This window comes from Cognatiluteimonas weifangensis, from assembly GCF_003416885.1.
In the GTDB taxonomy this organism is placed as follows: Bacteria; Pseudomonadota; Gammaproteobacteria; order Xanthomonadales; family Xanthomonadaceae; genus Cognatiluteimonas; species Cognatiluteimonas weifangensis.
Genome location: NZ_QVPD01000006.1, coordinates 115,174 through 128,835, shown reverse-complemented (window position 1 = coordinate 128,835; position 13,662 = coordinate 115,174). Strand labels below are relative to the sequence as shown.

Sequence of the window (13,662 nt, the reverse complement as noted above, 5' to 3'; positions counted from 1 at the left end):
CACTCAGTACGACCAGCCGAGCTTGCGGTACAGCTTGGCCAGCACCCAGGCCGGGCCGATCAGCAGGTAGGTCAGGTCGGTGAGGAAGCTCGGCTTGCGGCCTTCGATCTTGTGGCCGGCGAACTGCGCGATCCACGCCAGCACGAACACCGCGACCGCCGCCAGCAGCAGCTGCTGCGTGCCCAGCGCTTCGTGCAGCCAGCGCGTGAGCCAGCCCAGCAGCACGAAGACCGCGAGCATGCCGTAGCCCAGCTTGCGCGAGGCGCGGTAGTAGAACGCCCAGGCGAAGAACATCGCCAGCGCCGCCCACAGCCCGGGCCGGAACCAGCTGCCGACGACGGGAATGCACCACAGCAGCGCGATCGCGCTCCACAGGATCAGGGGTACCGCGAACACGTGGATGCGCTGGTTCACCGGGTGGCGATGGTCGCCGGAGTAGTGGGCGAACCAGCGGTCGATCCGGCGGTCGGCGGGCGTTTGGGCATTCATGCGGCGAGCTTGCGCTTGGTGGCCGCGGTGGGCAAGTCATCGCTTCGCAGGTCGGCGCCCCATGCCGGAGCGGGCTTCGCCGCTCAAACGCCGCGTCCGGCGCCGATGCGCGGCCGCGTGCCATCCGTGGTGCACTCGAAGCCCGCCCCGGCGCGGGGCGCCTTCTCGCGCCACATGGAGTGCCCGGCTTCGGGGGGAACCGCTTCGCAATCAGTCGATCGAAATGCCCGCCAGCTTGTGCAGCGCCTCGGCGTACTTGGCGCGGGTGCGGGCGATGACCTCCGGCGGCAGTCGCGGTCCGGGCGCGGTCTTGTCCCAGTCCAGCGTCTCCAGGTAGTCGCGTACGAACTGCTTGTCGTAGCTGGGCGGGCTGGAGCCGACCTGGTATTGGTCGGCCGGCCAGTAGCGCGAGGAGTCCGGGGTCAGCATCTCGTCCATCACGTACAGGCGACCGTCGGCGTCGGTGCCGAACTCGAACTTGGTGTCGGCCAGGATGATCCCGCGCTGCGCCGCGTAGTCGCGGGCGAAGGTGTACAGGCGCAGGGTTGCGTCGCGCACCTGTTCGGCGAGATCGGCGCCGACCGTGCGCACCATGGTGTCGAAGTCGATGTTCTCGTCGTGGGCGCCGGCCGCGGCCTTGGTCGAGGGGGTGAAGATCGGCTGCGGCAGCTGCTCGGCCTGGCGCAGGCCCGGCGGCAGGGCGATGCCGCTGACCCGGCCGGTGCGCTGGTAGTCCTTCCAGCCGCTGCCGATCAGGTAGCCGCGGGCGATCGCCTCCACCGGCACCGGCTTGAGCTTGCGCGCGACCACCGCGCGTTTGGCGTACAGCGCCGGGTCCACGCCGGCCGGCAGCACACTGGCGACGTCGATGCCGGTGAGGTGATTGGGCACGATGTGCGCGGTCTGCGCGAACCAGAAGTTGCTGATCTGGCACAGCATCTCGCCCTTGCCGGGGATCGGGTCGGGCAGCACCACGTCGAAGGCGCTGAGGCGGTCGCTGGCGACCATCAGCAGTTTCGGCTCGCCGCCGTCGGCCGGCAGGTCGAACACGTCGCGGACCTTGCCGCGGTGGCGCAGGGTGAGGCCGGGAAGGTCGGATTGCAGCAGGGTGGTCGCCACGCGGGATGCCTGTGGGCTTGCGGTTCCGGGGCCGGCTAGTGTACGGCGCGAACGCGCCGATGGCGCCCCCGCGGCTTGTAGACTGCGGCGATGAAACGCTGGTACGGCAAATTGCTCGGCTTCTTCGCCGGCGCGGCGCTGCTGCGGGCCAACCCGCTGCTGGGCGCGCTGATCGGGGTGCTGATCGGCCACGCCTTCGACGCCGACTGGTTCCGCCGCCGCGACGACCCCTACCGCGTCCTCGGCCTGACCGCGGACGCCAGCGACGCCGAGGTCGACCTGGCCTGGCGCCGGCTGATCGCCCAGTACCATCCCGACCGGCTTGCCGGCGCGGCCGCGGAACTGCGCCGCCAGGCCGAGGCCCGGTCGCGCGAGATCAACGCCGCCTACGACCGCATCCGGACCTTGCGCAAGCGCGGGTAAGCTGTGCCCAGGCCGGACGCCCGGCGCCACCACCAGGAATCCGCCGCCCATGCAGCCGACCGTCATTGCCCCGTCCATCCTTTCGGCCGACTTCGCCCGCCTCGGCGCGGAGGTCGACCAGGTGCTGGCCGCCGGCGCCGACTGGGTCCACTTCGACGTGATGGACAACCACTACGTCCCCAACCTGACCATCGGCCCGCTGGTGTGCGAAGCGCTGCGCAAGCACGGCGTCAGCGCCCCGATCGACGTGCATCTGATGGTCGAGCCGGTGGACCGGATCGTCCCGGACTTCGTGAAGGCCGGCGCGACCGAAATCAGCTTCCACCCCGAAGCCTCGCGTCACGTCCACCGGACGATCCAGCTGATCAAGGCCGGCGGCTGCCGCGCCGGGCTGGTGCTGAACCCGGCCACCCCGGTCGACGTGCTCGACTGGGTGCTGGAGGATCTGGATCACGTACTGCTGATGTCGGTGAACCCAGGCTTCGGCGGGCAGTCGTTCATCCCGGCGACCCTGGACAAGCTGCGCGTGGTGCGCGGCATGATCGAGCGCTGCGGCAAGCCGATCCGGCTGGAGGTCGACGGCGGGGTCAAGCCGGACAACATCGGCGCGATCGCCGCCGCCGGCGCCGACACCTTCGTCGCCGGCAGTGCGATCTTCGGCCAGCCGGACTACGCCGCGGTGATCGCGGCGATGAAAGCCGCGGTCGCGGCGGTGCGCTAGCGTGTCGACCCGCCGCGTTGTTCGGTGAGACACGCGGGATTGGCGCTTTGCAGCTGCCCAGGGGATCGGCTTCGGACGGAGTCGCCGCCGCGGGCTGTGGGGGGTGCTGCGCCCTCCTGACGACCTCCTGTCTTTAAGTCGGGGCGCAGGCCAACCCGGCCTGCAATCTGGGGATCGGCTTCGGCGGGAGTCGCCGCCCGGCTGGCTGGGGGTGCTGCGCCCTCCTGACGACCTCCTGTCTTTAAGTCGGGTCGTGGACCCTCCCTGGTCCACTCTCCGCACCCCCAGCCAGCCGGGCGGCGACTTGGCGAGATTGGCGTCCATCGCTTCTGGTTGGTTTTCTCTACAAGCGCCGACTCACTTGCCCGAAAGCCGGTGGCTCGGCCTGTGCGGGACCGTCGGCGGCATGGATGCCGCCGAGGAGCCTACAGGGATGTATTCACGGCGTGTCCCGCACAGGCCGGGCCGCCGGCTTCTCCCCGCAGAGGTTTCCGCACTCGGGATGCATTCACGGCGTCTCCCACACGAGGGCGGCCCCCACCGGCTTCCTCCGCAAAGGTTCCGTGCCCGGGAGAGAAATCATGTTCTTGCAGGTCCATCCGGGGCACCTCCAGTCTCGGAGTCGGCCCCGGAGGGACAACCTGCTGAGAGATCGCAGCTAGCGCCGCCGCTGCCTCGCCTGCTAGAGTCGGCCCATGAGCTTGTGCGCCTTCACTCCTTCGTTCGCAGCCCCGCAGGGCTGGCGATGGTGGCCTGCCGCCACCGTTGCCGCCGTCCCTGCCTGCCCGTCGAAGGAAGTCCTGCGTGAGTACCAGCCCGAGCCCTGCCGAAGCCGCCGAGCGCTTCGCCCGTCACGCCGCTGACGGCCATACCCTGATCCCGGTGGTGCGCGAGGTCCTGTCCGACCTCGACACGCCGCTGTCGGTCTACCTGAAGCTGGCCGACGGCCCGCACACCTACCTGTTCGAATCGGTCGAGGGCGGCGAGCGTTTCGGCCGCTATTCGATCATCGGCCTGCCGGCGCAGCGGGTGTACGCGTTCGCCGGCCACACCCTGTCGGTGACCGAGCATGGCGAGTTGGTCGAAGCGCGCGAAGTCGCCGATCCCTTCGCCGAGGTCGAGCGCCTGCGCGCCGCGCATTCGGTGCCCGGGATCGACGGCCTGCCGGGCTTCAGCGGCGGGCTGGTCGGCTGGTTCGGCTTCGAATGCGTGCAGTACCTGGAGCCGCGCCTGCGCGGTGCCGACAAGCCCGACGAGCTCGGCACCCCCGACATCCTGCTGATGCTCAGCACCGAGCTGGCGGTGTTCGACAACCTCAAGGGCCGGCTGTACCTGGTGGTGCACGCCGATCCGGCGCAGCCGCAGGCGCTGGCGCGCGCCAATCGCCGCCTGGACGAACTCAGCCATCGCCTGCGCCATGGCGGCGCCGGCTATCCGCAGCTGCAGCAGCCGCAGGTGCTGGACGAGGCGCAGTTCGTCTCCGGCTTCAGCCGCGAGGGCTTCCTCGATGCGGTCGCCCGGGCCAAGGCCTACATCGCTGCCGGCGACGTGTTCCAGGTGGTGCTGTCGCAACGGCTGTCGGTGCCCTTCGCCGCGCGCCCGATCGACGTGTACCGCGCGCTGCGCGCGCTGAATCCGTCGCCCTACCTGTACTTCCTGGATGTCGGCGAGATGCAGGTGGTCGGCAGTTCGCCGGAGATCCTGGCGCGGCTGCAGCACGACGCGCACGGACGCGCCACCGTCACCGTGCGCCCGATCGCCGGCACCCGCCCGCGCGGCGCCACCGCGGCGCAGGACGCGGCGCTGGAGGCCGAGCTGCTGGCCGATCCCAAGGAGCGCGCCGAGCACCTGATGCTGATCGACCTGGGCCGCAACGATGTCGGCCGCGTCGCCGAATCCGGCACGGTGGAAGTGGGCGAGCGGTTCGGGATCGAGCGCTACAGCCACGTCATGCACATCGTCAGCGAGGTCACCGGCACGCTGCGCGCCGGGCTGTCGTACGCCGACGTGCTGCGCGCGGCCTTCCCGGCCGGCACCGTCAGCGGCGCGCCCAAGATCCGCGCGCTGGAGATCATCCGCGAGCTGGAGCCGATCCGGCGCAACGTCTACGCCGGCGCCATCGGCTACCTCGGCTGGCATGGCGACGCCGACACCGCGATCGCGATCCGCACCGCGGTGATCCAGGACGGCCGGCTGCACGTGCAGGCCGGTGCCGGCATCGTCCACGACTCCGACCCGGCGCTGGAGTGGGAAGAGACGATGAACAAGGGCCGCGCGCTGTTCCGTGCGGTGGCCGAAGCCGCGCGCGGCCTGTGAGGACGTCCCCATGCTGCTGATGCTGGACAACTACGACAGCTTCACCTTCAACCTGGTGCAGTACCTGCAGGCGCTGGGCGCGGAGGTGGAGGTGGTGCGCAACGACGCGCTGAGCGTGGCGCAGATCGCCGCGCGCGCGCCGGAGCGGATCGTGATCTCGCCGGGGCCGTGCACGCCGGACCAGGCCGGGGTGTCGCTGGAGCTGATCCGCGCGCTCGGCCCGCGCATCCCGATCCTGGGCGTGTGCCTGGGCCACCAGGCGATCGGCCAGGCCTACGGCGGCCAGGTGGTGCGCGCCGGCCGGATCATGCACGGCAAGACCTCGCGCATCCGCCATCGCGGCGCCGGCGTGTTCGCGGGGCTGCCGGACGGTTTCGAGGCGACCCGCTACCACTCGCTGGTGGTGGACGCGGCCGCGCTGCCGCCGTGCCTGGAGGTCACCGCCTGGAGCGAGCACGCCGACGGCGGTGTCGAGGCGCTGATGGGCCTGCGCCACCGCGAACACCCGGTGGAAGGCGTGCAGTTCCACCCCGAATCGATCCTGACCGAGCACGGCCATGCGCTGCTGAAGAACTTCCTGGAGCGCTGACCGCGGCCCGGCGGTGGAGGACGCGAGTCGCGATCCGGCCCCGCGCTTGTTTCCCATCGCGACCTGCGTCGCGCCCGCCTGCGTCGCGGCCGCAGGCACCGACCCACACGAGCCCACACCATGCCCATCACCCCGCAAGAAGCCCTGCAGCGCACCATCGAGCACCGCGAAATCTTTTTCGACGAAATGGTCGACCTGATGCGCCGGATCATGCGCGGCGAGGTCCCGCCGGCCCTGACCGCCGCGATCCTCACCGGGCTGCGGGTGAAGAAGGAGACCGTCGACGAGATCGCCGGCGCGGCGCAGGTGCTGCGCGAGTTCGCGCGCCCGGTGGAGGTCGCCGACCGCGCGCAGCTGGTCGACATCGTCGGCACCGGCGGCGACGGCGCGCACACCTTCAACATCTCCACCGCCGCCGCGTTCGTGGCCGCGGCGGCGGGCGCCCGGGTCGCCAAGCACGGCAACCGCAGCGTGTCCTCCAGATCGGGCGCGGCCGACGTGCTGGAGGCGCTGGGCGCGGCGATCGAGCTGCAGCCCGAGCAGGTGGCGCAGTGCATCGGCGCCACCGGCGTCGGCTTCATGTACGCGCCGCTGCACCATCCGGCGATGAAGATGGTGGCGCCGGTGCGCCGGGAGCTGGGGGTGCGCACCCTGTTCAACATCCTCGGCCCGCTGACCAACCCGGCGGGCGCGCCGAACATCCTGATGGGGGTGTTCCATCCGGACCTGGTCGGCATCCAGGTGCGGGTGCTGCAGGCGCTGGGCGCGCAGCGCGCGCTGGTGGTGTGGGGCCGCGACGGCATGGACGAGCTGTCGCTGGGCGCGGCGACCCTGGTCGGCGAGCTGCGCGACGGCGCGGTGCGCGAGTACGAGGTGCATCCGGAGGATTTCGGCATCGCCATGGCGCATACCCGCAACCTGCGCGTGGCCGATGCCGCCGAGTCGAAGGCGATGCTGCTGAGCGCGCTCGACGACACCCCGGGCCTGCCGCGGGAGATCGTGGCCCTGAACGCCGGCGCGGCGCTGTACGCGGCCGGCGTCGCCGACTCCATCGCCGACGGCATCGTCCGCGCCCGTGCCGCGCTCGCCTCCGGCGCGGCGCGGGCGAAGCTGCGGGAGTTCGTCGCCGCCACGCAGCGCCTCGCCGGCGCCGGGACGGGCGGGCGATGAACGACATCCTGCAGCGGATCCTGCAGCGCAAGGCGCAGGAGGTGGCCGCGCGCCGCGCGCGCGTGCCGCTGCGCGAACTGGCGGCGCGGGCCGCGGAGCTGCCGCCGGCGCGCGGCTTCGCCGCCGCGCTCGCGGCCCGGGTGGCGACCGGCGCGCCCGCGGTGATCGCCGAGATCAAGAAAGCCAGCCCGTCGCGCGGCCTGATCCGCGCCGACTTCGACCCGGCGGCGATCGCGCGCAGCTACGCCGCCGCCGGCGCCGCCTGCCTGTCGGTGCTGACCGACGTCGAGTTCTTCCAGGGCGCCGACGCCCACCTGCAGCAGGCCCGCGCCGCCTGCACCCTGCCGGTGCTGCGCAAGGATTTCACCGTCGATCCCTACCAGGTGGTCGAGGCGCGCGCGCTGGGCGCCGACTGCATTCTGCTGATCGTGGCCGCGCTCGACGACGCGCAGCTGCGGGCGTTGTCCGCGCAGGCGCTGGCGCTGGGCATGGACGTGCTGCTGGAAGCGCATGCCGCGGACGAGCTGCAGCGCGCGCTGGCGCTGCCGCCGGTGGCCGGCCGCGCGCCGCTGCTCGGGATCAACAACCGCGACCTGCGCAGCTTCAAGGTGTCGCTGGACACCACCCTGGCGCTGCGCACTGCGGTGCCGCCGGAGCGCCGCCTGGTCACCGAAAGCGGCATCGCCACCGCCGCCGACGTGCGCCGCCTGCGCGCCGCGGGCGTCGACGCGTTCCTGGTCGGCGAGGCGTTCATGCGCGAAGCCGATCCGGGCGCGGCGCTGCAACGGCTATTCTTCGCCGCATGATGCCGCTCCCCGAGCCCGCGCCGATGCCCGCACCCGAGACCGCGCTGCCGTACCGGCCGCTGGTGGTGTTCGACTTCGACCACACCCTGTACGCCGGCGACTCCGGCGCGCACCTGGTGGCGTGGCTGATCCGGCGCCGCCGCTGGCGCCAGGCGCTGGCGCTGCTGGCCGCGCCGCTGCTGCTGCCGATGGTGGCCTGGCTGCCGACCCGGCGCCGCGGGATTTCCGGGTTCCTGTGGATCGGCACGGTCGGCGGCGGCCGCGACATCGAGCGCCTGATCGACGCCTACGTGCAGGCCGACGCCGCGGCCATCCGCGCCCGGCTGCTGCCGCGGGCGCTGGAGGTGCTGCACCGCCACCGTGTCGCCGGCGACAGGGTGCTGATCGCCACCGGCGCGCCGCCGGAGCTGGCGCGCGCGATCCTGGACTTCGTCGCCCACCAGGACCTGCCGGTGATCGGCAGTCTCGGCGAGCCGTTCCTGGGCGGCTACGTCACCGTGCAGCACTGCCACGCGGCCAACAAGATGCGGATGATCTGGGACCACGGCTACGACCGGATCGCGATCGCCTATTCCGACAGCGCCGCCGACCTGCCGCTGCTGCAGGCCGCGCGCCGGCCGGTGGTGGTCAACCCGAAGCGCTCGCGGGTGGCGCTGTTCCGCCGCGTGCTGCCGCCGGGCACGCCGATTCTCAACTGGGGTTGTGCCCACCGCGCTGGCGATCCGCCGGGGTAGAGCGGCGCCGGGGCGCCCCGTGCCGGCCGCAGGCGTCGGCGCGCGCCGCTGCCGCATGCTGCCCTGTGCGGCGTCCCGTCAGTCGCCCAGCATCTTGACGAAGCGCAGCGAGCCGTCGGCGTAACCGCAGTCGCGGTAGAACGCGTGCGCGCCGGTGCGCTGGGCGTTGCTGGCGACCTCGATCCGGTGCACGCGGCGGCGGCGCGACAGTTGCTCGACCTCGCGCAGCAGCCGACGGCCGATGCCGCGGCGGCAGTGCTCGGGGGCGACCACCAGCGCGGTGATGCGCGCCAGCTCCGCGCCGTGCGCGAGCGAGTACAGGAGGTGGAGCGAGACCAGCCCGCAGGCCGCGCCGTCATGCTCGGCCAGCAGCAGGTGCTGGCGCGGGTCGGCGGCGATCACCGCGATGCGTTCGGCGGCCTCCTCGTGCGCACAGGGATAGCCGAGCTGGGCCAGCAGCCGGGCCACGGCCCCGGCGTCGTCCGCTGTCGCCGGCCGCACCCGCGGCGCAGGGCCGGCAGCGCTCGCCATCGCTCAGCGCGTGCCGTACAGCACGATGGTCTTGCCGCGTGCGTGCAGCACGCCGTCGAGCTGCAGCTTCTTCAGCACCCGCCCGGCCATCTCGCGCGAGCAGCCGACCAGGCGCGCCAGCTCCTGCCGCGAGACCCGCAGCTGCGTGCCCTGCGGGTGGCTCATCGCCTCCGGCTCGTGGGTCAGGTCGTGCAGGGTGCGGATGATGCGGTCGGTGACGTCGAGGAACGCCAGGCGCCCGGCCTTGCGGCTGGTATCGAGCAGGCGCCGCGACAGCTGCGCGCCGATCGCCCACAGCAGCCCCGGCGCGTCGGCCGCCAGCGGCCCGGCGAACAGCTGGTACAGGCGCTCGTAGCTGATCTCGGCCAGTTCGCACGGCACCCGAGTGCGCAGGATCACCTCGCGCCGGTCGGATTCGATGAACAGGCCCATCTCGCCGACGAACTCGCCGGCGCCGAAGTAGCCCAGCACCAGCTCGCGGCCGTCGTCCTCCTCGGTGATGATGCTGGTGGAGCCGTTGACCACGTAATAGAGCGTGCCGGCCGGGTCGCCCGGGCGGAACACCTCGGTGCGCGGCGGATAGCGGCGGCGGTGGCAGTAGCCGAGGAAGCGGTCGATCGCGGCGGCGTCGGGCGCCAGCGGGTTGGTGGTGGTTTGGCGGTGCGCGACGTGCAAGGCGGTCGGCATAGGAGTCAGGGCTGCGCGGGCGGGTTCGGTGCAGGGTATGACGTTGCCGCGCCGGCGGCAAACCCCCGCCGGCCCGGGTTTTCGCCGGGGGCGGGTTTTGCCGCATAATCCCGCTCTTCCTCCGCTTCCGGAAAACCAACGCCGTGGTCAAGCCGCTGCCGCGCCTGAAACTGCAAGGGTTCAACAACCTGACCAAGGCGCTGTCGTTCAACATCTACGATGTCTGCTATGCGGTGTCCGAAGACCAGCGTCGGCGCTACATCGAGTACATCGACGAGGAATACAACGCCGACCGGCTGACCCAGATCCTCACCGACGTGGCCGAGATCATCGGCGCCAACATCCTCAACGTCGCGCGCCAGGACTACGACCCGCAGGGCGCCTCGGTGACGATCCTGATCTCCGAGGAGCCGGTGATCGACAAGGCGCAGGCCAAGGGCGTGATCTCCGAGGCCGTGCTCGCGCACATGGACAAGTCGCACATCACCGTGCATACCTACCCGGAGACCCATCCGGACAACGGCATCGCCACCTTCCGCGCCGACATCGACGTCGCCACCTGCGGGGTGATCTCGCCGCTGAAGACGCTGAACTACCTGATCGAGAGCCTGGAATCGGACATCGTGGTGATGGACTACCGGGTGCGCGGTTTCACCCGCGACATCAAGGGCCGCAAGCACTACATCGACCACAAGATCAACTCGATCCAGGACTACCTGGCCAAGAACATCCGCTCGCGCTACGAGATGATCGACGTCAACGTCTACCAGGAAAACATCTTCCACACCAAGATGCACGTGAAGGATTTCGACCTGGACGACTACCTGTTCGAGGAAAAGGCGAAGAACCTCTCGTTCAAGGAGCGGATGAAGATCGAGGCGCGGCTGAAGCGCGAGATCGAGGAGCTCTATCACGGCCGCAACCTGGTGGAGTGAGCGCCACCACCCGTCGCGGACGCAAAGGCCGGCTCCATGCCGGCCTTTTTTGTCTGCGCGACGCTCAGAGCCGGTAGGCGACCGTCTTCATCAGCTTCGAGGCGGCCGCCATCAGCGCCGGAATCGGTGGCGGCAGCACCCGCGCGCCCTGCGCCTGGGCGTTGTCGGCATGGCGCGCCTCGTCGGCCTTCATCGTCGCCAGGATCGCGCGGCTGCGGGTGTCAGCTTCCGGCAGTTGCCGCAGGTGCTGGTCCAGGTGCGCTTCGACCTGGCGTTCGGTCTCGACCACGAAGCCCAGGTTCCAGCCGTCGCCGCGCAGGCCGGCCAGCGCGCCGATCGCGTAGCTGCCGGCGTACCACAGCGGGTTGAGCCGGCTCGGACGGCTGTCGAGCTCGCGCAGCCGGTCCGCGCACCAGGCCAGGTGGTCGGTCTCCTCCTGCGCGGCGGCGAGCAGCTGCCGGCGGGTGGCGGCGTCGCGGGCGACCGCGGCCTGGCCGACGTACAGCGCCTGCGCGCAGACCTCGCCGACGTGGTTGATCCGCATCAGCCCGGCGGCGTGGCGACGTTCGGCGTCCTCCAGCACCACTTCGGCTTCGCCGAGGCCGGGGTTGGGGCGCTCGGCGCGGGCGCTGCCGAACACGGTGTCCAGCGCGTTCTGCGCATCGACGAGGATCCGATCCAGTGGCGTCAGGGTGCGTTCCATGCCCGGATTATCGCCTGTCGGAAGGCGAACCCCCCGAAATCTTTCGCGGCTTACGCCGTCCCTGCGAGCAGGTGCTCGGCAAGGAACTCCAGGGGGTGCTGGACGGGGACGGCGGTGGCGTTGGCGAAGTGCAGGCGGCAGCCGATGTTGGCGCTGAGCAGGCGGCGGGCGCCGGAAGCCTGCAACTGCTCGAGCAGCGGCTGGCGGAAGCGCGCGGCGCGTGCCGGGGCGGTGGCCATCTGCGTCCCGGCCGCGCCGCAGCAGCCGTAACCGGCATCGAGTTCGACGACCGCCAGTTCCGGCACCTGCGCCAGCAGGGTCCGGGTCGCCGCGTCGCTGTGGACGACGTTGCGCTGGGTGCAGGGCAGGTGCAACGCGACCGTCTCGTGGCAGGCGCGAAAGCGCAGCCGGCCGGCGCGCGCGGCGAGGAAGTCGAGCGCGTCGCGGGTGGTCGCGACCCCCGCCAGCGCGTCGGCGACCGCCGCGTGGCAGCCGCTGGCCAGGGTCAGCACCGTCGGCGTGCCGGCGAAGGCGGCGCGGTTGCGCGCGGCCAGCGCGGTGGCGCTCGCGGTATCGCCGGCGTGGGCGTGCAGAGCGCCGCAGCAGCCCTGCGCCGCGGGTAGCGCCAGGGCGGCGCCGGCCGCGGCGCACAGCCGGGCGGTGGCCGCCCGCAGCTCGGCCTCGTACGGGCCGGCGATGCAGCCGCGGAACAGCGCCACCGGCGCGGACGCCGGTAGCGTCTCCGGGCGCGGCGCCGGCGGTCGCGGCAGCGACCGCCATGCCGCGGGCAGCAGCGGATGCAGGCGTCGGTACAGGCCCAGCGCGATGGCCAGCCGCCGTGGCCGCAGCGTCAGCCATTCCAGCCAGCGCTGGCGTCGGCCCGGGGTGCGCCGGATGCGCTGCTGCGCGCGTGCCTGCCCCAGCAGCGCCCCGTATTCGACCCCGACCGGGCACACGGCCTCGCAGCGGCGGCAGCCCAGGCACTGGTCCAGATGGGTCTCGCCGGCGGCGGTCGGGGCGCTTGCAGCCAGCGCCCAGGCCCGGGCCAGGGCGATCCGGCCGCGGGGCGACTCGGCTTCCAGCCCGTCCAGGCGGTAGGTGGGACAGCTCGGCAGGCACAGCCCGCACTGCACGCAGCGGTCGGCGAGGGCCACGAGGGAGGCGAGGGGCGCGGTCACCGCGGCAGTGTACGGCGGCTTGCCTGCGCCGGCGGCGCCCGCTATCATTCCGCCTCTTGCGTTCCGCATTCACAACGCGCGGCGACCTTCCGCCGGCCCGAGGCCGCCGGAACCAGCCCGACCAGGTACCCAGACCAGACCCGCCATGAAGACTTTCAGTGCCAAGAACGAGACCGTCCAGCGCGACTGGTACCTCGTCGATGCCGAGGGCAAGACCCTGGGCCGCCTCGCCTCCGAGCTCGCCCGCCGCCTGCGCGGCAAGCACAAGCCCGTGTTCACCCCGCACGTCGACACCGGCGACTACATCGTCGTGATCAATGCCGAGAAGGTCGCGGTCACCGGCAACAAGCTGGCCGACAAGATGTACCACCGTTTCACCGGCTACGTCGGCAACCTGAAGACCGAGTCGCTGGCGCAGGCGCTGCAGCGCCACCCCGAGCGCGTGCTCGAGACCGCGGTCAAGGGCATGCTGCCGAAGAACCCGCTCGGCCGTGCGATGTACCGGAAGCTCAAGGTCTACAAGGGCCCGAACCATCCGCACGCCGCCCAGCAGCCGCAGGTCCTGGACATTTAACGCGAGTCTCGCAAAGAGCCCGCACGTCGATGTGCGGACTTCCAAAGGTAAAACCATGGCAATCACCCAGAATTACGGCACCGGCCGTCGCAAGTCCTCCACCGCACGCGTGTTCCTGCGCAAGGGCGACGGCAAGATCACCATCAACGACCGTTCGATCGAGGAGTTCTTCGGCCGCGAGACCGCGCGCATGATCGTGCGCCAGCCGCTGGAGCTGACCCAGTCGACCGGCAAGTTCGACGTCAAGGTCACGGTCGAGGGCGGCGGCATCACCGGCCAGGCCGGCGCCATCCGCCTGGGCATCGCCCGCGCGCTGGTGGAGTACGACGAAACGCTCAAGTCCGATCTGCGCCGCGCCGGCTTCATGACCCGCGACGCGCGCGAGGTCGAGCGCAAGAAGGTCGGCCTGCACAAGGCCCGCCGCGCGACCCAGTTCTCCAAGCGTTAAGTCCGCGGGTTTCCGCCCGCAGCGTCCCGCGCCAGAGGGCGCGGGACGCCGACAAAAGCCCTGCTGCGGCGTTCATGGGCTTTTGGTTAGAATCCGCTTCACAGCCCCGTCGCCAAGCGGTAAGGCACCTGACTCTGACTCAGGCATTCGGAGGTTCGAATCCTTCCGGGGCTGCCAGTTCCGCAGCCGGCAAGATGCGCAGAAGACCCGCCACCCGGCGGGTTTTTTGTGGCCCACGG

16 protein-coding genes and 1 tRNA gene are annotated in these 13,662 nt (G+C 71.5%); 11 read left to right on the top strand and 6 right to left on the bottom strand.

Annotated features, from left to right (window positions below; all coding sequences use genetic code 11):
* Nucleotides 1–3: 3 nt before the first annotated feature.
* Nucleotides 4–489, bottom strand: a complete 486-nt coding sequence (locus D0Y53_RS07795) for an Mpo1 family 2-hydroxy fatty acid dioxygenase (RefSeq protein WP_117202648.1) — start codon at nt 487–489, stop codon at nt 4–6.
* Nucleotides 490–699: 210 nt separating this feature from the next.
* Nucleotides 700–1,608, bottom strand: coding sequence for a phosphoribosylaminoimidazolesuccinocarboxamide synthase (locus D0Y53_RS07790; protein WP_117202647.1), 909 nt, complete (start codon nt 1,606–1,608; stop codon nt 700–702).
* Between the two features lie 90 nt (nt 1,609–1,698).
* Between D0Y53_RS07790 and D0Y53_RS07785 the strand changes: the two genes are divergently transcribed.
* The 7 genes from D0Y53_RS07785 (at nt 1,699) to D0Y53_RS07755 (ending at nt 8,367) form a co-directional block, all read left to right on the top strand.
* Nucleotides 1,699–2,031, top strand: coding sequence for a J domain-containing protein (locus D0Y53_RS07785; protein ID WP_117202646.1), 333 nt, complete (start codon nt 1,699–1,701; stop codon nt 2,029–2,031).
* Nucleotides 2,032–2,080: 49 nt separating this feature from the next.
* The gene (gene rpe, locus D0Y53_RS07780) at nt 2,081–2,752 is read left to right on the top strand and encodes a ribulose-phosphate 3-epimerase (protein ID WP_117202645.1); all 672 of its coding nucleotides are present in this window, start codon (nt 2,081–2,083) and stop codon (nt 2,750–2,752) included.
* An 804-nt stretch (nt 2,753–3,556) separates the two neighbouring features.
* Nucleotides 3,557–5,068: an anthranilate synthase component I gene (gene trpE, locus D0Y53_RS07775; protein ID WP_117202644.1), complete on the top strand. Its 1,512-nt coding sequence runs from the start codon at nt 3,557–3,559 to the stop codon at nt 5,066–5,068.
* Nucleotides 5,069–5,078: 10 nt separating this feature from the next.
* Nucleotides 5,079–5,657: an anthranilate synthase component II gene (locus D0Y53_RS07770; protein ID WP_117202643.1), complete on the top strand. Its 579-nt coding sequence runs from the start codon at nt 5,079–5,081 to the stop codon at nt 5,655–5,657.
* A gap of 120 nt (nt 5,658–5,777) precedes the next feature.
* Nucleotides 5,778–6,827 (top strand): anthranilate phosphoribosyltransferase, encoded by a 1,050-nt coding sequence (trpD, locus tag D0Y53_RS07765; protein ID WP_117202642.1) that lies wholly within the window; start codon nt 5,778–5,780, stop codon nt 6,825–6,827.
* Nucleotides 6,824–7,633, top strand: coding sequence for an indole-3-glycerol phosphate synthase TrpC (trpC, locus tag D0Y53_RS07760; RefSeq protein WP_117202641.1), 810 nt, complete (start codon nt 6,824–6,826; stop codon nt 7,631–7,633). The genes trpD and trpC overlap by 4 nt, the downstream gene beginning before the upstream one ends.
* A 23-nt stretch (nt 7,634–7,656) precedes the next feature.
* Entirely contained in the window at nt 7,657–8,367 is a 711-nt protein-coding gene (locus D0Y53_RS07755; RefSeq protein ID WP_233511706.1) for a haloacid dehalogenase-like hydrolase, read from the top strand.
* Between the two features lie 78 nt (nt 8,368–8,445).
* Here the strand turns inward: D0Y53_RS07755 and D0Y53_RS07750 are convergent, their stop codons facing one another.
* Nucleotides 8,446–8,835, bottom strand: a complete 390-nt coding sequence (locus tag D0Y53_RS07750; protein WP_158550611.1) for a GNAT family N-acetyltransferase — start codon at nt 8,833–8,835, stop codon at nt 8,446–8,448.
* 66 nt (nt 8,836–8,901) lie between these two features.
* Nucleotides 8,902–9,585 carry a cAMP-activated global transcriptional regulator CRP gene (gene crp / locus D0Y53_RS07745; protein WP_117202639.1) on the bottom strand — a complete coding sequence of 228 codons (684 nt, stop codon included), beginning with the start codon at nt 9,583–9,585 and terminating at the stop codon, nt 8,902–8,904.
* Nucleotides 9,586–9,728: 143 nt separating this feature from the next.
* Between crp and speD the strand changes: the two genes are divergently transcribed.
* Nucleotides 9,729–10,520, top strand: coding sequence for an adenosylmethionine decarboxylase (gene speD, locus D0Y53_RS07740; protein WP_117202638.1), 792 nt, complete (start codon nt 9,729–9,731; stop codon nt 10,518–10,520).
* Between the two features lie 64 nt (nt 10,521–10,584).
* Here speD and coq7 read toward each other — a convergent pair whose 3' ends face one another.
* Entirely contained in the window at nt 10,585–11,223 is a 639-nt protein-coding gene (coq7, locus tag D0Y53_RS07735) for a 2-polyprenyl-3-methyl-6-methoxy-1,4-benzoquinone monooxygenase (protein ID WP_117202637.1), read from the bottom strand.
* 50 nt (nt 11,224–11,273) lie between these two features.
* Entirely contained in the window at nt 11,274–12,401 is a 1,128-nt protein-coding gene (locus D0Y53_RS07730; RefSeq protein ID WP_158550610.1) for a (Fe-S)-binding protein, read from the bottom strand.
* Between the two features lie 145 nt (nt 12,402–12,546).
* On the opposite strand from D0Y53_RS07730, the gene rplM reads away from it, so the two are divergent.
* The 3 genes from rplM to D0Y53_RS07715 all read left to right on the top strand — a co-directional run bounded on the left by rplM (nt 12,547) and on the right by D0Y53_RS07715 (nt 13,600).
* Entirely contained in the window at nt 12,547–12,975 is a 429-nt protein-coding gene (rplM, locus tag D0Y53_RS07725) for a 50S ribosomal protein L13 (protein ID WP_117202635.1), read from the top strand.
* A gap of 55 nt (nt 12,976–13,030) precedes the next feature.
* A complete protein-coding gene (gene rpsI / locus D0Y53_RS07720) occupies nt 13,031–13,423 on the top strand; it encodes a 30S ribosomal protein S9 (protein ID WP_117202634.1) in 393 nt (130 codons plus the stop codon).
* A 102-nt stretch (nt 13,424–13,525) separates the two neighbouring features.
* Nucleotides 13,526–13,600: transfer RNA gene (locus D0Y53_RS07715), tRNA-Gln, on the top strand.
* Nucleotides 13,601–13,662 lie beyond the last annotated feature (62 nt).

Bases quoted from the DNA above. Each gene is read 5' to 3' on its own strand.
- trpD (WP_117202642.1), top strand. From the start codon at position 5,778: ATGCCCATCACCCCGCAAGAAGCCCTGCAGCGCACCATCGAGCACCGC.
- coq7 (WP_117202637.1), bottom strand. From the start codon at position 11,223: ATGGAACGCACCCTGACGCCACTGGATCGGATCCTCGTCGATGCGCAG.
- rpe (WP_117202645.1), top strand. From the start codon at position 2,081: ATGCAGCCGACCGTCATTGCCCCGTCCATCCTTTCGGCCGACTTCGCC.
- D0Y53_RS07795 (WP_117202648.1), bottom strand. From the start codon at position 489: ATGAATGCCCAAACGCCCGCCGACCGCCGGATCGACCGCTGGTTCGCC.
- D0Y53_RS07755 (WP_233511706.1), top strand. From the start codon at position 7,657: ATGCCCGCACCCGAGACCGCGCTGCCGTACCGGCCGCTGGTGGTGTTC.
- D0Y53_RS07785 (WP_117202646.1), top strand. From the start codon at position 1,699: ATGAAACGCTGGTACGGCAAATTGCTCGGCTTCTTCGCCGGCGCGGCG.
- crp (WP_117202639.1), bottom strand. From the start codon at position 9,585: ATGCCGACCGCCTTGCACGTCGCGCACCGCCAAACCACCACCAACCCG.
- rpsI (WP_117202634.1), top strand. From the start codon at position 13,031: ATGGCAATCACCCAGAATTACGGCACCGGCCGTCGCAAGTCCTCCACC.
- D0Y53_RS07770 (WP_117202643.1), top strand. From the start codon at position 5,079: ATGCTGCTGATGCTGGACAACTACGACAGCTTCACCTTCAACCTGGTG.
- trpC (WP_117202641.1), top strand. From the start codon at position 6,824: ATGAACGACATCCTGCAGCGGATCCTGCAGCGCAAGGCGCAGGAGGTG.
- rplM (WP_117202635.1), top strand. From the start codon at position 12,547: ATGAAGACTTTCAGTGCCAAGAACGAGACCGTCCAGCGCGACTGGTAC.